This is a genomic window from Sphingomonas sp. (assembly GCF_035317925.1).
In the GTDB taxonomy this organism is placed as follows: Bacteria; Pseudomonadota; Alphaproteobacteria; order Sphingomonadales; family Sphingomonadaceae; genus Sphingomonas_I.
The window spans coordinates 1-14,432 of sequence record NZ_DATHFV010000058.1 but is presented as its reverse complement, the minus strand read 5'-3'; the positions used below and the strand labels follow the sequence as shown (position 1 = coordinate 14,432).

The window sequence follows — 14,432 nt, the reverse complement described above, 5'->3', positions numbered from 1 at the left end:
CAGCTTCATACCGCCGCTAATCGCTGGAGGGCTGACCATCGCCGCCGGCATTTGCAGCCTGTCGCGCTTGCGCCCCTCGATCCGCAACCCTGCGCCGCACGAGACGAGCTTCGCGCAACGCGGGGTCATGGCGGCGTCAGGCCCGCCCGAGCGACGGCATTGAGCCCGGTGAAGAATTCCTAGCGGACGACTAGGCTATTCGGGGTTGCAGGCCGCCTTCGCCAACGCCTAGAGCCCTGGGTCATGGCGAAAACGGCCTCTCCCTTCTCGTTCCGCGATTTCCGATTCTATTGGCTCGCGCGCTTTTCGACGACAGTCGCGCAGAATGCGATGGTCGTGGTGATCGGCTGGCAGGTGTACGATATCGCGCGGCGCACGATGTCGCCCAAGGAAGCCGCGTTCCAACTCGGCATGGTCGGCGTCGCGCAATTCCTGCCGCTCGCAGCACTCACCCTCATCACCGGCTGGACGGCGGATCGGATCGACCGGCGCTGGATCGGGCGGATCGTGCTGCTGGCCGAGGCGCTGTGCGCCGCGTGGCTGGCCTTGCTTGCCTGGCACGGCACGACGACTTTGGCTGCGATCTACGTCGTGGCGGTGCTGCTCGGCGTCTGCCGCGCGTTCGCCAATCCGGCGATCGGCGCGCTCGCGCCGAACCTCGTCCCACACGCGGTATTGCCGACCGCGATCGCGGCGTCCTCGATCGCGTGGCAGACCGGCGCGATCGGCGGCCCGGCGCTGGGCGGCTATCTCTACGCCGCCGCGCGGTGGCTGCCTTATACCGTTTCCGGCGGGCTGTTTCTGGTCGCGGCCGCATCCCTGATGTTCATCCGGCCGATCGCGAAGACGTCGCTCGATCGCAAGGCCAATCCGTGGCGACAGATGGTCGACGGACTTCACTATGTCCGCAAGAACCGGGTCGTGCTGGGCGCGATCAGCCTCGATCTGTTCGCGGTCCTGCTCGGCGGCGCGACCGCGATGCTGCCCATCTATGCGCGCGACATCCTCAAGGTCGGCTCGGAAGGGCTCGGTCACCTGCGCGCGGCGCCCGCGGTCGGCTCGGCGGCGATGGCCTTCTATTTCTCGGCCCGCCCGCTCCGCCACAATGTCGGTGTAAAGATGCTGATCGCGGTGGCCTTGTTCGGCGCCGCCACGATCGCTTTCGGCCTGTCGCGCTGGATGCCCTTGTCGCTCGTCTGCCTGGCGGTGCTCGGCGCGTGCGACATGCTGTCGGTCTATGTCCGCCAGTCGCTGATCCAGATCTGGACGCCCAACGACATGCGCGGCCGCGTCGGCGCGGTCTCAACGCTCTTCATCTCAGGCTCGAACGAACTCGGCGAGGCAGAAAGCGGCTTCCTAGCCGCCTTGATCGGCGCGGTGCCTGCGGTAGTGTTGGGCGGTATCGGCGCGATCGGCGTCACGATAATTTGGTCGCGCCTGTTTCCCGAACTGGTGCGCGCGCGTACATTCGAACCACCCAAGACTCTCGAAGATATCCCCGGCGAGGAGATGGCGGCATGAAGGCGAACAGCGTTCTCGAAACGATCGGCAACACCCCGCATATCCGCATCCAGCGGCTGTTCGGATCGGAAGAGGTCTGGATCAAGTCGGAGCGGTCGAATCCGGGCGGCTCGATCAAGGATCGCATCGCGCTCGCCATGATCGAGGCGGCGGAGGAATCGGGCGATCTCAAGCCCGGCGGCACGATCGTCGAACCGACCTCGGGCAATACCGGCGTCGGCCTCGCGATGGTCGCGGCGGTCAAGGGCTACAAGCTCATCCTCGTCATGCCCGAAAGCATGTCGCTCGAACGGCGCCGGCTGATGCTGGCTTATGGCGCGAGCTTCGATCTGACCCCGCGCGAAAAGGGCATGAAGGGTGCGATCGAACGCGCGCTCGAGATTATCGGCCAGACGCCGAACAGCTGGATGCCGCAGCAATTCGAGAATCCGGCCAATATCGAGGTCCATACCCGCACCACCGCGCAGGAGATCCTCAAGGATTTCGGCGACAAGCCGCTCGACATGATCATCTCGGGCGTCGGCACTGGCGGCCACATCACGGGCGTCGGCGAGGTGCTCAAGAAGGAATGGCCGAACCTGAAGGTGTTCGCGGTCGAGCCGACGCTGTCGCCGGTCATCTCGGGCGGCCAGCCCGGCCCGCACCCGATCCAGGGCATCGGCGCGGGCTTTATCCCCGCCAACCTCCACACCGGCGTGCTCGACGGCGTGATCCAGGTCGATCCCGCCGACGCCAAGGACTATGCCCGCCGCTCGGCGCGCGAAGAGGGCCTGCTGGTCGGCATCTCGTCCGGCGCGACGCTCGCCGCGATCGCGCAGAAACTCAAGGACGCGCCCGGTTCGCGCATCCTCGGCTTCAATTACGATACCGGCGAGCGCTATCTGTCGGTGCCGGACTTCCTGCCGGAATAAGGCAAGTGAACGGCTGAAGTGAAACGCTGGTTCAGCGACGGCCTGTTCCGGGCCGTGCTCCGCAATTCCAGCTATCTGGGCGCGGCCAAGCTGCTCGCGGCCCCGCTCGGGCTCGTCGCGTTGGCGTGCGCCGGCCATGGGCTGACGACGACCTTGTTCGGCCTGCTGATGGTGATCCACACCTACGCCGAAGGCGCCGGCGCGCTTGCCAAGTTCCAGACCTGGCAATTCATCATCCGCTACGGCGGCCCCGCGCTGGCCCGGGGCGACGAGAGAATCGCGCGCGACGCGATCCGCTTCTCCTTCGGCCTCGATATATCAAGCGGTCTCGTCGGCATGGTGGGTGCGGCGGTGCTGCTGCCGCTCCTCGCGGGCCGCCTCGGGCTTTCGGGCACGACGCTGACGATCGCGTTCGTTTACTGCACGCTCATCCCGACGATGACGGCGGCGACGCCCACCGGCGTGCTCCGCCTGCTCGACCGCTTCGATCTGATCGCCATGCAGCAAGTCGTGACGCCTTTGCTGCGCGCGGTCGGGGCGACCTTCTCATACTTCGCGCACCTTGGCTTTCCCGGCTTCGTCACGACCTGGTATCTGTCCGATATCGGCGGCGACCTCGTCACCTGGTTCTTCGCCGCGCGCGAACTGCGGCGGCGGGGCATGGCCGATGCGTTCCGCCCGGGTCTGTTCGGCACCGCCCGGCGCCTGCCCGATGCGTGGAGCTTCGCCTGGACCACCAATATCGGCCATTCGGTCTATGCGGCATGGGGATCGCTCAGCAACGTCGTCGTCGCCGCGATACTCGGCCCGATCGCGGCGGGTTTCTACAATATCGCGAGCACGTTGCTCGATTCGACCCGCAAGCCCGCCGATCTGCTCAGCCGCGGCTTCTATCCGGAAATCATGCGCCTCGATCCGGCGAGCAAGGCGCCCTGGCGGCTGGGACTGCGGACGGGAACGATCGCGGGGCTGATCGGGCTTCTTATGCTCGTCATCATTCTGATCGGCGGCAAGCCGCTGATCGCGCTCATATTCGGCAAGAAATATCTCGCCTCTTATGCTCTTCTGCGCCTGATGATCTGGGCCCTGGCGATTTCGATGGCGAGCTTCCCGCTCGAATCCCTGCTCTACATGGTCGGCCGCCAACGGGCGGCGCTGGCGGCGCAGATCGCCGCCACGTCGCTCTATCTCGGCGCATTGGCCTTGTTCACTTGGAGGTACGGCCTGATCGGCGCGGGCTATGCCTATCTGCTCGGCACCGCCGCGATGACGGCCTTCATGCTGCTGCCCGTGATCGGCAGCTACCGGCGTCGTGCCGAAAGCCTGGCCTCGTGAAATCTCCGGACCAGCCCCTGCCGCTGGCCAATGTGATTGCCGTCGTCGGCAGTGACGGCTCCGGCAAATCGACGCTGACGACAGATCTGGCCGCGCACCTGCGCAAAGAACGCCCGATCGCGCTGCTCTATCTCGGCCAGAGCTCAGGCAATATCCTCGACGGGATTCGCCGGCTTCCGCTGATCGGCCCTCCGATCGGGCGCTATCTGCTGCGCGGGAGCAACCGTGCCCATGCCGCGGACCGGAAACATGCATCGCCGGATATCCCCACCGCGCTGGCGATCCACCTGCTGTCGCGCTGGCGCCACCTCAAGTTCCGGCGGATGCTGGCATTGAATCGTCGCGACGTGGCGGTGATCACCGATCGCTACCCGCAGGCCGAGGTGCTGGGCTTCTATTTCGATGGCCCGGGCCTGGCCGCAACCGAGGCCACCAGGGGGATCGTCCGCTGGTTGGCGGCGCGCGAACTGCGCCTGTACGAGCGGATGGCGCGCCACGTGCCGGCGTTGGTGATCCGGCTCAACGTCGATGCCGATACCGCTTACGCGCGCAAGCCCGACCACAAATTGTCGATGCTGCGCGACAAGGTGCGTGTGATCCCGACCCTCAATTTCAATGGCGCGCACATCGTCGATCTCGACAGCCGCGCGCCCTATCCGCAGGTCCTGCAGGCGGCGTTGGCTGCGGCACGTGCTGCTGTCGGGACCGAGCAAACTTAACCTAAGTTGGCGTCCGGTCTTTATGACATTTTTACTACAAAACCGCCGCTAGCTGTCGCAAAATGCGTCTTCGGATGTCCTTCGGAGAAAGCCCATGGCGGCTAAATTCCAACGGCATAATCGGCCGGAATCGTTCCGGGTCGCAGAGCGGCCCATCGTCCACCGCGTACAGCGCGATGTGCCCCTCCCCGCAACCAGCGCGCTGGATGCGCCCCTTGCCGGGGTTGTCGCCGTCGTGGGCTGCGATGGCTCCGGCAAAACGACGTTGGCCGCTGATCTGGTTGCCGCTCTGCGCGATCACGGGGCGGTGGAACGCCGCTACATGGGGCTGATTTCCGGCGAGATGGGCGACAAGATCAAGCTTCTTCCGTTCATCGGCGTCCGCCTAGAACGGCACCTCGCCGCCAAGGCACGCCGCGCGCAGGACATGCAAAAGAAATTGCCCGGCACGTTCACCGCGATCGTGATGTACCTGCTGTCGGTATGGCGGGTCGCGAAGGTACGGCGGCTGATCCGCCTGTCGAAGAGCGGTATGGTGGTGATTGCCGAACGCTATCCGCAGTCTGAGATCCCCGGCTTCCATTTCGACGGTCCGGGCCTGACCACCGATCGCACCAGCAACTGGCTCGTCCGCAAGCTCGCGCTGCGCGAACAGAAGCTTTACGACTGGATGGCCGAACAGAGACCGGCGCTGGTCATCCGCCTGAATGTCGATGCGGACACCGCTTTCGCGCGCAAGCCCGATCATCCCCTCGCCGAACTGCGCGAAAAGACCGAAACGATGCCGCGCATCAAATATCACGGCGCCGCCGTGCACGAGATCGATTCACGCCTGCCCTATCCGCAAATGCTGGAAGCGGCGCTGCAGGCGGCCACCGCCGTAGTCGCAGCATCGAACCTGCTGGTAAGATAACGCGTACGGGGACGGCGAAGTCGCCTCCGGTATCCGCCGACATTCATACTATGAGGCTAAGGAAGATTGAGAGCTGCGACGCGGACGACATCGAGAAAGACGTCTGAAGCTAAGGCCTCAAGCAGTTCGATATCGTCGTCTGTAAAATGTCTGACCTCAGCGTGACCGGGGTTGCCAATGACGGGCGCGACGACGACCCTAATCTTTTTTTTAAAGGCTGCCGACTTAGCTTTAACCGCTGAAACTTTGGCGCAAGCAAAGGCTCCTTCAGCTCCGATTTTCTTGCTTGGCTGACTTTCGCGGAACGCAATTGCTGCTTCTCGTAAATTATCTGGTCGGGCAGCGCCATAATGCTCGATCCAAGTGACAGATAAGCCGCCTTTATCATCCGCCCTTAGCGCGAATCCCGCCGCAGATATTCCTTGAAATTGGTCAGTTATTGGATGCCGACGCTGCTTGTTCTTCGGTACGAAGCGGGTGATCGTATCGGCAAGCGGGATCGCCTTTTTAGCCGCCATGGAACCATTTATTCGCGTCGTAAGGAGCTAAAACAGCCTCCAACCTGGTAATAGCCGTTTCGCCCGCAGCGCGCTCAACTCCACCGTCGATTTTGCGGCTAAGCACCCACTTTACCCGGTCACCCGGCAGAAATTCCACAGATAGGCGGTCGCTGCCCGCCTCCCACATCGCCAGCAAATTGCCGGAAGGCATCAACGCTAAGGCTGGTGCACTGTCGATCCCAACGTACAAAATTGCGCGAACGAAAGCTTTGTATGATTCCAAAGCAAGCGGTGCGTCGCTCTCGTACCATTCTTCTAGATCATGCAGGCGATCCAGTTGAGCAAAAAACCGATCCCGCACTGCACGATCAAGGTGCATTGCAATCTTCGAAGTCCAGATTTTCGCTTGCGCTGTTGCTTCGAACAAGCGCTGTTGGACCGAATCTTGGCCCCTTATAAAACGAAAAACTCTAGGCTCTGACGCAGCACTCCGCCGTTCGACATCGAGTTTCGAAAATATCGGAATCTGGCCTTCACCAGTACCACCGTGAGACAACGGCTTAAGACGATTGAGCGAAGAGGATAAGCTTCCTGTATCCTGAGCAAACAAATACATCAGCGAAAGCTTTCCCTAGCATGTTCAGTTATCATAACTTCGAAAAGCTCGTTTTTTAATGCCCGCATATCGCTCAAGCGATTAAATATATCATCATGCTTTGAAGGCAAGCCCTCGTTAGCACCCACGTCTATATCGATTAAAAAACCCATTGTTCCAGGCACCTCCGACATCAACGTAGCTGACTGGATTACAGCCATTAGCTTGGACTCGGAAAAAACCTTATCGATCCGCCACTGATAGCTAGCGACAGGGTCAAACAAATCGGGCAGCCCCACCGTAACTGCAATGAAATCCTCATACCGAAACACGCCGCTATCGGGGTCAAGCGGGACGTCGATCCGATTGATAAATCTCAGACCTATTCGTTCAAGGGGGCGGTTCGCGCCCAATGTGGCTGCTATTTTATATTCTCGCGCAATGCGCGCGATGAATGAATCCCAACCCTCATACGGTGCTAACCGGGACCATGTTAGAGTGCATGGCTTGGCTATGAAGAGTTCGGTTTGATCACGTGACGTATGTTTCGCAACCGGCATGCGCTCAATCACATCGGCGCTGCCAGATCCCAAGTTGAGCTGAAATTTCACCTCTTCCTCGGCCGTGGTCGCGTCGTAAGTTTTCCCGATTTTTTCGGACAGCCTTAGCAATCGCTTCGCCGTCATTGGCTCCGCGTAACGAAACTCCACGATTGCCTCGATAATCGGGGGCTTTGCGTAGTTAATTTGATCCACTCCGCGGCGCTATGCGCCTCTGCCTGCGACTCTACGACGCTGGGTGATGTAGGGTGACCGAGGTTAAGTGACAACTTCTCAGCAAAGCAAATACGAAGGCGGTGCCACCCGGCTGAGAGAGAGCAACTAGAGGCCAATATGAGATTCTGACACTCACGCCCGCGGATGCGCGTGGCGATAGACGTCGAGCAGATGCGCGGTGTCGACCCCGGTATAGACCTGCGTCGACGACAGGCTGGCATGGCCGAGCAATTCCTGGAGCGAGCGCAGATCCGCGCCGCGCCCGAGCAGATGTGTCGCGAAACTGTGGCGCAGCGCATGCGGCGTGGTGCGGTCGCTTAATCCCAACCGCGCGCGCGCAGCGCGCACCGCGCGGCGGACGATATCGGCGGATAATGGCCCGCCCTTGGCGCCGCGGAATATCGGCAAATCGCGGCTCACGCCCCAGGGCGACGCCCCCAGATACGTTTCGATCGCCTCGCGCACCGGCGCCAGCAGCGGCACGACCCGCGTCTTGGCGCGCTTGCCGGTGACGATCAAAGTCTCGCCCAGCGGCAGCACCGCCCCGGTCAGCGCCATCGCCTCGCCGACGCGCAAGCCCGCGCCGTAGAGCAACAGCAAAACCGCCTTGTCGCGCAGCCCAATCCACGGCTCGCGCCCCTCGTCCTCGGCATCGTCGGCGATGGCGATCGCATCGGCGGGCGAAACCGGGCGCGGCACGCCTTTCTTGACGCGCGGTCCGCGCAGACGCGGCGGCGCGGCCGTCCCCTCCCCCTTCGCGACAAAAGCGAGGAAACCGCGCACCGCCGACAATTCGCGCGCGGCGGATGCGTTGGCGAGCCCGTCCATGCGGCGCGCGGCGAGGAAGGCGCGCAATTCGGCGGCGTCGATCGACGTGAGTTCGGGCGCACCGATCGACGCGGCGCGATGCTGTCCCAAAAATTGGATCAGGCGCCGCGCGGTGGCGCCATAGGCCCGGATCGTGTGCTCGGATCGGCGCCGGTCCGCGCGCAAATGCCTTTCCCAATCGGCCGCCTGCTGGAAGGCCGGATGGGTGTCGAGGGTCAGGGGGCGGGCCACCGCTCCAGCATATGCGAAACCGCCTGCCCCAGGAAGCGCAGCAGACGCGTGCCATGACGACCCTCGATCGTCGCCGATTCGGCCTGGCCGAGCGCGATCAGTCCACTGCCCGCAAAACTGTCGAGCCGGATCAGGGCTTCGCTGCGGATGCTCTCGCACGCCGCGCCGAACAGCGGATGGCCGCGCTCGACGCCGCGCATCTCCACCGGGCGCATGATGTCGGCCATGCGTTCGACCAGCCTCGGTTCGACCTCGCGCACGCCGTCGCGATTGGCGCGGAAGGCCTCGCCCCCCGCCTCCCACGCGAACGCCACCTCGTCGACGCGCAGCAGCATCGGCCAGCGGCAGGTGATGACGGTCGCGAGCTCGGTCGAATTATCGCAGGCGATCGCGGCGAGCACCGCCTCGTGAATCGACGAGACCGCGCCGGCATGGCCACGCGCGAAGGCGATGAGATCCTCGTTGATCTCCTCGACCTCGGACACGCGCTTGCGGAGGGTGGCGACGGCACTGACTTCGAAATCGATTCGCTGCATGAGCAGGTTTGTACGTCCGCGTCGGTTAAAGACCGGTTTGCTAAACCTATCCGAGAGATGAACGCGGCGGCGTCTTTTGAGAAAGCCGGTTCCGGCCCGCTCCCCCACCCAACCTCCCGACATGGTCATGCTGATCGGGAGGATGGGTGGGGGAGCGGGCCGGAACCGCCATAGAAAGCGCTCTTTCGCGCTTTCTCAAACGACTCTCAGATATAACCATAGGCCCGCATCAGATCGCCGCACGCTTCGTCCAGCGCCTGCAGCGCCTCCGGCTCGAGTCGGCCGATCCAGTCGCCGGCAACACCCTTGCGGAGGAAGGACGTTGGATGCTCCTCGCCCGGCTTGCGCCCGGATTGCGCCTCGAACGACGTCATGTTCGCGATCCGCTCCAGCAGCGCGTCGTCGTGGCGGACGCCGAGAAAGCGGAAGAATTTGCGGGCCTCGCCGGTCGGATCGCCGATCATGTCTTCATATTTCAGGTTGTGCAGCGTGCCGGGATGCTCGGCCACGAACGCGGCGATCGGCGCTACGCTTCGGGCCCAATCCTGGCCGCCTTCGCGGATGAACTGGACGCGCTGGGGCGTGCCTTCCGCCACGCGTTCGGCCAGGTTCGCCCGCCGCGCCTGATGCATGCGCGCCAGCGCCACATCGCGCGGATCGCGCACGATATTGATGAATCGCGCATGCGGAAACAGCCGCAGCAAGGCCGGCAGACTAGCGGTGTAGCGCGGCGTCTTGTCGCCGATCCACCGCACCTCCGCCCCCGGGCTGCGCGTCATCAGCCGGCTCAGGACGAAGCTGCGCACCAAGCGATCGAGGTCTTCCTGTTCGATCGGCGGGTAATAAGGCTGTCCTTCATAAACGCGGTCGGCGACCAGGCCCAGATGCGCCGCATAATCGCGCATCACCTGGGCGAGCGGCACGGTGAACCGTTCGATGAAGTGCCCTTCGCCGGAACATTGAATCTGGGGATGCGCATCCAGCACGCGCTGCAGCCAGGTCGTGCCCGATTTGGGCGCACCGCATACGAATAAAAGCTGCTTTTCCGCCATGGGCCCCCGCGCGCGTGAGGCGAACCTCTAACCGCGGGGGACCGAGCGACACAAGGCCGTCGACGCTCAGCGCATCAGCACAAGCTCTTCCGCCATCGTCGGGTGCAGCGCGATCGTATCGTCGAACGCCTGCTTGGTCAGGCCCGCCTTCACCGCGATCGCCGCCGCCTGGAGGATTTCCGGGGCGTCGGGCCCGATCATGTGCAGGCCGAGCACGACGTCCGTGTCGGGATGCACCACCATCTTGTAGAGCGCACGCTCGTTGCGGCCGGCCAGCACATTCTTCATCGCCCGGAAATCGGACGTGAAGACCTTCACCGACCCATATTTCTTGCGCGCGCGGCTTTCGGTCAGGCCGACGCCGGCCATCGGCGGATGGCTGAACACGGCCGAAGGCACATTGTCGTAATCGACGCGGTGCGGCTTGTTGCCGAAAATCGTGTCGGCGAAGGCCTGGCCCTCGCGGATCGCCACCGGAGTCAGCTGGATGCGGTCGGTCACGTCGCCGACCGCGTAAATGCTGTCGCAGGTGGACTTGTTGTCGTCGTCGACCTTGATCGCGCCTTTGTCGTTCAGTGCGACGTCGGCGGTCTCCAGCCCCAGATCGGTCAACGGCCGGCGGCCGGTGGCGAACATGACGACGTCGCACGGCAGCGGATCGTGATTGGCGACGTGGACCAGCAGCGAGCCGTCCTCCTTTTTCTCGATCTTCTGGATTTCCGCATGGAATTTGAAGTCGATGCCCTTGCCGCTCGAAATCTGCAGCAGCCGGTCGCGGATCTGCTCGTCATAACCGCGCAGGATCACGTCGGTACGGTTGATCAGCGTCACCTGCGATCCGAATTCGTGGAAAATGCCCGCGAATTCGTTGGCGATATAGCCCGCGCCCGCGATCACGATCCGCTTCGGCAGCTCGTCGAGGTGGAAGGCCTCGTTCGAGGTGATGCCATATGTCTTGCCCGGAATGTCGGGGATATCGGGCTTCGCGCCGGTCGCGATCAATATATATTTGGCGGTGACGGTGCGTCCGCTCGCGAGCTTGACCGCGTGCGGCCCGGCCACGATCGCGCGCTCCTGGATCAGCTCGACCTTGTTGTTCGCGAGCGTCTCGCCATAGATGCTCGAGACACGCGATACCTCGGCCAGGACATTGTCGCGCAGCGTCTTCCAGTCGAATTCGCAGTCGGGCACCTTCCAGCCGAACCGGCGCGCGTCGGCCAGATCCTCGGCGAAATGCGCGCCGTAGACGAGCAGCTTCTTGGGCACGCAGCCGCGGATGACGCAGGTGCCGCCGACGCGATATTCCTCGGCGATCGCGACCTTGGCGCCATGGCCGGCGGCGATGCGCGAGGCGCGCACCCCGCCCGATCCTGCGCCGATCACGAACAGGTCTACGTCATAATCCGCCATGAAAATGCACCCGGAAGGAGTTCTTGCCCGCGATGTAGGGATGCGGGTGCGCACCGGCAAATGCGAAAGCTCGGTCAATCTGATCGTTTATGCCACCGATCGGCGGCCCGGATCAGGGCTTGTCGAGCGTTGCGAGATAGGCCGCGATCCTGGTGGCCTGATCCGACGTCAGGCCAAGATCGGGCATGGCCGTCCCCGGCAAGACCTGCTGCGGATGCATCAGCCAGCGTACCATGTTCGGCGCATTGTTCGGCAGCTTGCCGGCAATCAGGGGGCGCTTGGCGACGCCCTTGAGCGACGGGCCGATGTCCCCGAACGCACCCGGCACGCCGGGTATGACATGACAGGACGAACATTGCGCCGACATGACGCCCTTTGCCTGCGCAAAGGGATCGGCGGCCTGGGCGGCGAAGGGGATCAGAACGAAAAGAGGGATCAGACGGCGCATCGTAACTCCCATGTCAAAGTCCGGCGTCGGCCGCGATGATCCGGGCAATGCCCGACCAGTCGATATCCTCGCCTTCCCGCGCGATGGTCGAAAGTAGGTGATCGCGCAACACCGCCAATACAGGCATCGGCACACGGGCGTCGGTTGCCGCCTGGCTGACGAGATTCATGTCCTTCAGTCCCAACGGCGCGGCGAAGCCGGCCGGATGAAACGCCTCCTTCACGAGAATATCGCCATAGGTCTGGTAGACCGGCGCGCCGAACAGGCTGCCGGTCAGCACTTCGAGCAGCTTCGCCTTGGGTACCCCGCCCTTCTCGCCCAGCGTCATCGCTTCGGCGAGCGACTCGATCGTCGCGAGAATGAGGAAATTGCCGCACAGTTTCACGAGATTCGCGGCCGGCGGGTGATCGCCGATCGTGAAGCTCTTCTGGCCGATCGCGTCGAACAGGGGTTGGCAGGTCGAAAGAGCATCGGCCGGTCCGGCGGCGGCGATAAACAATTTGGCGGCCTCGGCTGCAGCCGGCCGGCCGAATACGGGTGCGGCTATGAGGGCAGAGCCATGCTCGGCATGCGCCTTGGCGAGCCGCTCGGCCAGCGGCAGGCCAATCGTGCTGTGCGAAACATGGATCGCCTTCGCCGATGCGGACAGGATGCCGTCCGGGCCGAACGTCACCGCCTCGACCGCTTTGTCGTCGGCAAGCATGGTATGAACCACCGCGCCGCTGGCGGCTTCCGCCGGCGTCGCCGCGCGCTTCGCGCCTTCCCCCACCAAGGCATCGGCCTTACCGGGCGAGCGGTTCCAGACGGTAACCTCGTGGCCGGCCTTGATCAGGTTGCGCGCGATCGCGCTGCCCATATTGCCGAGGCCGATAAAGCCGATCTTCATGACGCTCCTCCACGGAAAAGGTCGAGTCGGCTTTCGCCGGAGCGGCCCAAAAAATCCAGAGGCTTGGCTTGTTCCTCGATAAAGCGGGCTCGGTTCACCGTCGCCCGACGGATTAGTGGGCCGAAGCGATTTTCCTGAGTGCCGCGATCAGGCGGTCCACCTCTTCGGCCGTGCTGTAATGGCACAGGCCGATCCGGATCAGGCCGCCAGCCTCCTCCAACCCGAGCCGGGCGATCACCTCGACCGCATAGAAATGGCCCGACCAGACGAAGATATCCTGTTCCGCCAGCGTCGCCGCGACCGCGTCGGGGTGATGGCCCTCGATCGTGATTGCGAAGGTCGGAACGCGGCCGTCCATCGTCGGCCGGCCCCACACTTTGAGCCCGGGGATCGTGGCGAAACCCGCCAGCATCCGCGCGCCCAGTTCCTGTTCGTAGGCGATGCACGCCGTCATCGCCGCGCGCAGCCGCTCGGGCCGGCTGTTGGCATCCGAGAAATGGCCGCCGAGCCAGTCGAGATAGTCGATCGTGCCGAGCACGCCGCCCTGCGCCTCGAACGACGGCGTACCGGTTTCGAAGCGATGCGCGGGCGGATTGGCATCGGCGGGGCGGACTTTATAGGCCTCGATCTCCGCCAGAACCTCCGCTTTGCCCCACAGCACGCCCTGATGCGGCCCGAAGAATTTGTAGGGCGAACAGGCCAGGAAATCGCAGCCGAGATCGCGCACATCGGTCGGCACGTGCGGCACCGACTGGACCGCGTCGACGAACAACAGAGCCTGCGACCCTGCCTTCACGATCGCAGCGATCCTCTTGATATCGTTCAATGTGCCCAACGCATTGCTGGCACCGCCGACCGCGACCAGACGCGTACGCGGCGACAGCAGGCCCGACAGGCCACCCAGGTCGAGCAGGCCCGTATCGGGATCGAAATCGATCCATTTGACGATCATCTTGCGGTCGCGCGCGACCAGCAGCCAGGGCGCGACATTGGCGTCGTGATCGAGATGCGTCAGGACCAGCTCGTCGCCCTCGTCCCAATCGCGCGAGATCGCGCGCGACAGGGCCAAGGTCAGCGACGTCATATTCGGCCCGAACGCGATCTCGCCCGGATCGGCATCGAGCAGATCGGCCACCGCCTGATGCGCGGCGTCGCTCAGCGCATCGGTTTCGCGCGAGGTGACGAAGGCGCCGCCGGAATTGGCGGTGCCGCTGGTGAGATGCTCGACCATGCGGTCGATCGCGTCCTGGCAGATCTGCGTCCCGCCCGGCGCGTCGAAATAGATGCGCCGCCTGTCGCCCCTCGCCAGCGCCGGAAAGCGCGCCCGCACCGCATCGATCGGAAAGTCCACACGCTGCTCCTGAATCGCTCTCGCCCTGATTGGCCTGATCGGGCAGTTACCGGGTCATGAGCAAGCCCCTGCCCACCGAATTCTGGACGCAGCCGGTCGTCCCGCTGGCGCGCGCACTGATCGGGGTCACCTTGCTGGTCGACGGCGTCGGCGGGATCATCACCGAGACCGAGGCCTATGATATCGACGAACCCGCCAGCCACGCCTTCGGCGGCCCGCGCGGGCGCAACCTCGTCATGTTCGGCCCGGTTGGCCACGCATACGTCTACAAGATCTACGGCATCCACTGGTGCCTGAATTTCGTCGGCGGCGCGCATCAGGGCAGCGCAGTGCTGATCCGCGCGCTCGAGCCGACCCATGGCATCGACCGGATGATCGCCCGCCGCGGCCTCGCCGATCCCCGCACCTTGTGCAGCGGCC

The 14,432-nt window shown here is 63.9% G+C and carries 16 protein-coding genes; 6 read left to right on the top strand and 10 right to left on the bottom strand.

Features of this window, described 5'->3' with window-relative positions:
• Window positions 1-243 precede the first annotated feature (243 nt).
• The 5 genes from VK533_RS04560 to VK533_RS04540 all read left to right on the top strand — a co-directional run bounded on the left by VK533_RS04560 (window position 244) and on the right by VK533_RS04540 (window position 5,399).
• The gene (locus VK533_RS04560) at window positions 244-1,521 is read left to right on the top strand and encodes an MFS transporter (RefSeq protein WP_324375436.1); all 1,278 of its coding nucleotides are present in this window, start codon (window positions 244-246) and stop codon (window positions 1,519-1,521) included.
• Complete coding sequence (cysK, locus tag VK533_RS04555) at window positions 1,518-2,432, top strand: cysteine synthase A (RefSeq protein ID WP_324375434.1); 915 nt, start codon at window positions 1,518-1,520, stop codon at window positions 2,430-2,432. The genes VK533_RS04560 and cysK overlap by 4 nt, the downstream gene beginning before the upstream one ends.
• Window positions 2,433-2,450: 18 nt before the next feature.
• Complete coding sequence (locus tag VK533_RS04550; RefSeq protein WP_324375432.1) at window positions 2,451-3,767, top strand: lipopolysaccharide biosynthesis protein; 1,317 nt, start codon at window positions 2,451-2,453, stop codon at window positions 3,765-3,767.
• Window positions 3,768-3,799: 32 nt separating this feature from the next.
• Window positions 3,800-4,486 (top strand): nucleoside triphosphate hydrolase, encoded by a 687-nt coding sequence (locus VK533_RS04545; protein WP_324375430.1) that lies wholly within the window; start codon window positions 3,800-3,802, stop codon window positions 4,484-4,486.
• 178 nt (window positions 4,487-4,664) lie between these two features.
• Complete coding sequence (locus VK533_RS04540; protein WP_324375428.1) at window positions 4,665-5,399, top strand: hypothetical protein; 735 nt, start codon at window positions 4,665-4,667, stop codon at window positions 5,397-5,399.
• Between the two features lie 56 nt (window positions 5,400-5,455).
• On the opposite strand, the gene VK533_RS04535 is transcribed toward VK533_RS04540, so the two are convergent.
• The 10 genes from VK533_RS04535 to VK533_RS04490 all read right to left on the bottom strand — a co-directional run bounded on the left by VK533_RS04535 (window position 5,456) and on the right by VK533_RS04490 (window position 14,012).
• Window positions 5,456-5,917 (bottom strand): hypothetical protein, encoded by a 462-nt coding sequence (locus VK533_RS04535; RefSeq protein ID WP_324375426.1) that lies wholly within the window; start codon window positions 5,915-5,917, stop codon window positions 5,456-5,458.
• The gene (locus tag VK533_RS04530; protein ID WP_324375424.1) at window positions 5,907-6,515 is read right to left on the bottom strand and encodes a hypothetical protein; all 609 of its coding nucleotides are present in this window, start codon (window positions 6,513-6,515) and stop codon (window positions 5,907-5,909) included. Before VK533_RS04530 ends, VK533_RS04535 begins: the two co-directional genes overlap by 11 nt.
• Window positions 6,515-7,249, bottom strand: a complete 735-nt coding sequence (locus VK533_RS04525; protein WP_324375422.1) for a TIGR04255 family protein — start codon at window positions 7,247-7,249, stop codon at window positions 6,515-6,517. Before VK533_RS04525 ends, VK533_RS04530 begins: the two co-directional genes overlap by 1 nt.
• 153 nt (window positions 7,250-7,402) lie before the next feature.
• Complete coding sequence (locus VK533_RS04520; RefSeq protein ID WP_324375420.1) at window positions 7,403-8,329, bottom strand: tyrosine recombinase XerC; 927 nt, start codon at window positions 8,327-8,329, stop codon at window positions 7,403-7,405.
• Window positions 8,314-8,865: a DUF484 family protein gene (locus VK533_RS04515; RefSeq protein ID WP_324375418.1), complete on the bottom strand. Its 552-nt coding sequence runs from the start codon at window positions 8,863-8,865 to the stop codon at window positions 8,314-8,316. Before VK533_RS04515 ends, VK533_RS04520 begins: the two co-directional genes overlap by 16 nt.
• Before the next feature lie 206 nt (window positions 8,866-9,071).
• The gene (locus tag VK533_RS04510; protein ID WP_324375416.1) at window positions 9,072-9,917 is read right to left on the bottom strand and encodes a sulfotransferase; all 846 of its coding nucleotides are present in this window, start codon (window positions 9,915-9,917) and stop codon (window positions 9,072-9,074) included.
• A gap of 66 nt (window positions 9,918-9,983) precedes the next feature.
• A complete protein-coding gene (gene gorA / locus VK533_RS04505; protein WP_324375414.1) occupies window positions 9,984-11,327 on the bottom strand; it encodes a glutathione-disulfide reductase in 1,344 nt (447 codons plus the stop codon).
• Between the two features lie 112 nt (window positions 11,328-11,439).
• On the bottom strand, window positions 11,440-11,775 hold the full coding sequence (locus VK533_RS04500; protein WP_324375412.1) for a c-type cytochrome: 336 nt from the start codon (window positions 11,773-11,775) through the stop codon (window positions 11,440-11,442).
• Window positions 11,776-11,788: 13 nt separating this feature from the next.
• Window positions 11,789-12,661: an NAD(P)-dependent oxidoreductase gene (locus VK533_RS04495; RefSeq protein ID WP_324375410.1), complete on the bottom strand. Its 873-nt coding sequence runs from the start codon at window positions 12,659-12,661 to the stop codon at window positions 11,789-11,791.
• A gap of 112 nt (window positions 12,662-12,773) precedes the next feature.
• Entirely contained in the window at window positions 12,774-14,012 is a 1,239-nt protein-coding gene (locus VK533_RS04490; protein ID WP_324375408.1) for a cysteine desulfurase-like protein, read from the bottom strand.
• A gap of 56 nt (window positions 14,013-14,068) precedes the next feature.
• Between VK533_RS04490 and VK533_RS04485 the strand changes: the two genes are divergently transcribed.
• On the top strand, window positions 14,069-14,432 hold a 364-nt coding region (locus VK533_RS04485; RefSeq protein WP_324375406.1), incomplete at its 3' end, for a DNA-3-methyladenine glycosylase.

What these genes read in the sequence shown, in the direction of transcription:
- gorA (WP_324375414.1), bottom strand. Translation starts at nt 11,327, where the DNA reads ATGGCGGATTATGACGTAGACCTGTTCGTGATCGGCGCAGGATCGGGC.
- VK533_RS04500 (WP_324375412.1), bottom strand. Translation starts at nt 11,775, where the DNA reads ATGCGCCGTCTGATCCCTCTTTTCGTTCTGATCCCCTTCGCCGCCCAG.
- VK533_RS04515 (WP_324375418.1), bottom strand. Translation starts at nt 8,865, where the DNA reads ATGCAGCGAATCGATTTCGAAGTCAGTGCCGTCGCCACCCTCCGCAAG.
- VK533_RS04560 (WP_324375436.1), top strand. Translation starts at nt 244, where the DNA reads ATGGCGAAAACGGCCTCTCCCTTCTCGTTCCGCGATTTCCGATTCTAT.
- VK533_RS04510 (WP_324375416.1), bottom strand. Translation starts at nt 9,917, where the DNA reads ATGGCGGAAAAGCAGCTTTTATTCGTATGCGGTGCGCCCAAATCGGGC.
- VK533_RS04535 (WP_324375426.1), bottom strand. Translation starts at nt 5,917, where the DNA reads ATGGCGGCTAAAAAGGCGATCCCGCTTGCCGATACGATCACCCGCTTC.
- cysK (WP_324375434.1), top strand. Translation starts at nt 1,518, where the DNA reads ATGAAGGCGAACAGCGTTCTCGAAACGATCGGCAACACCCCGCATATC.
- VK533_RS04495 (WP_324375410.1), bottom strand. Translation starts at nt 12,661, where the DNA reads ATGAAGATCGGCTTTATCGGCCTCGGCAATATGGGCAGCGCGATCGCG.
- VK533_RS04530 (WP_324375424.1), bottom strand. Translation starts at nt 6,515, where the DNA reads ATGTATTTGTTTGCTCAGGATACAGGAAGCTTATCCTCTTCGCTCAAT.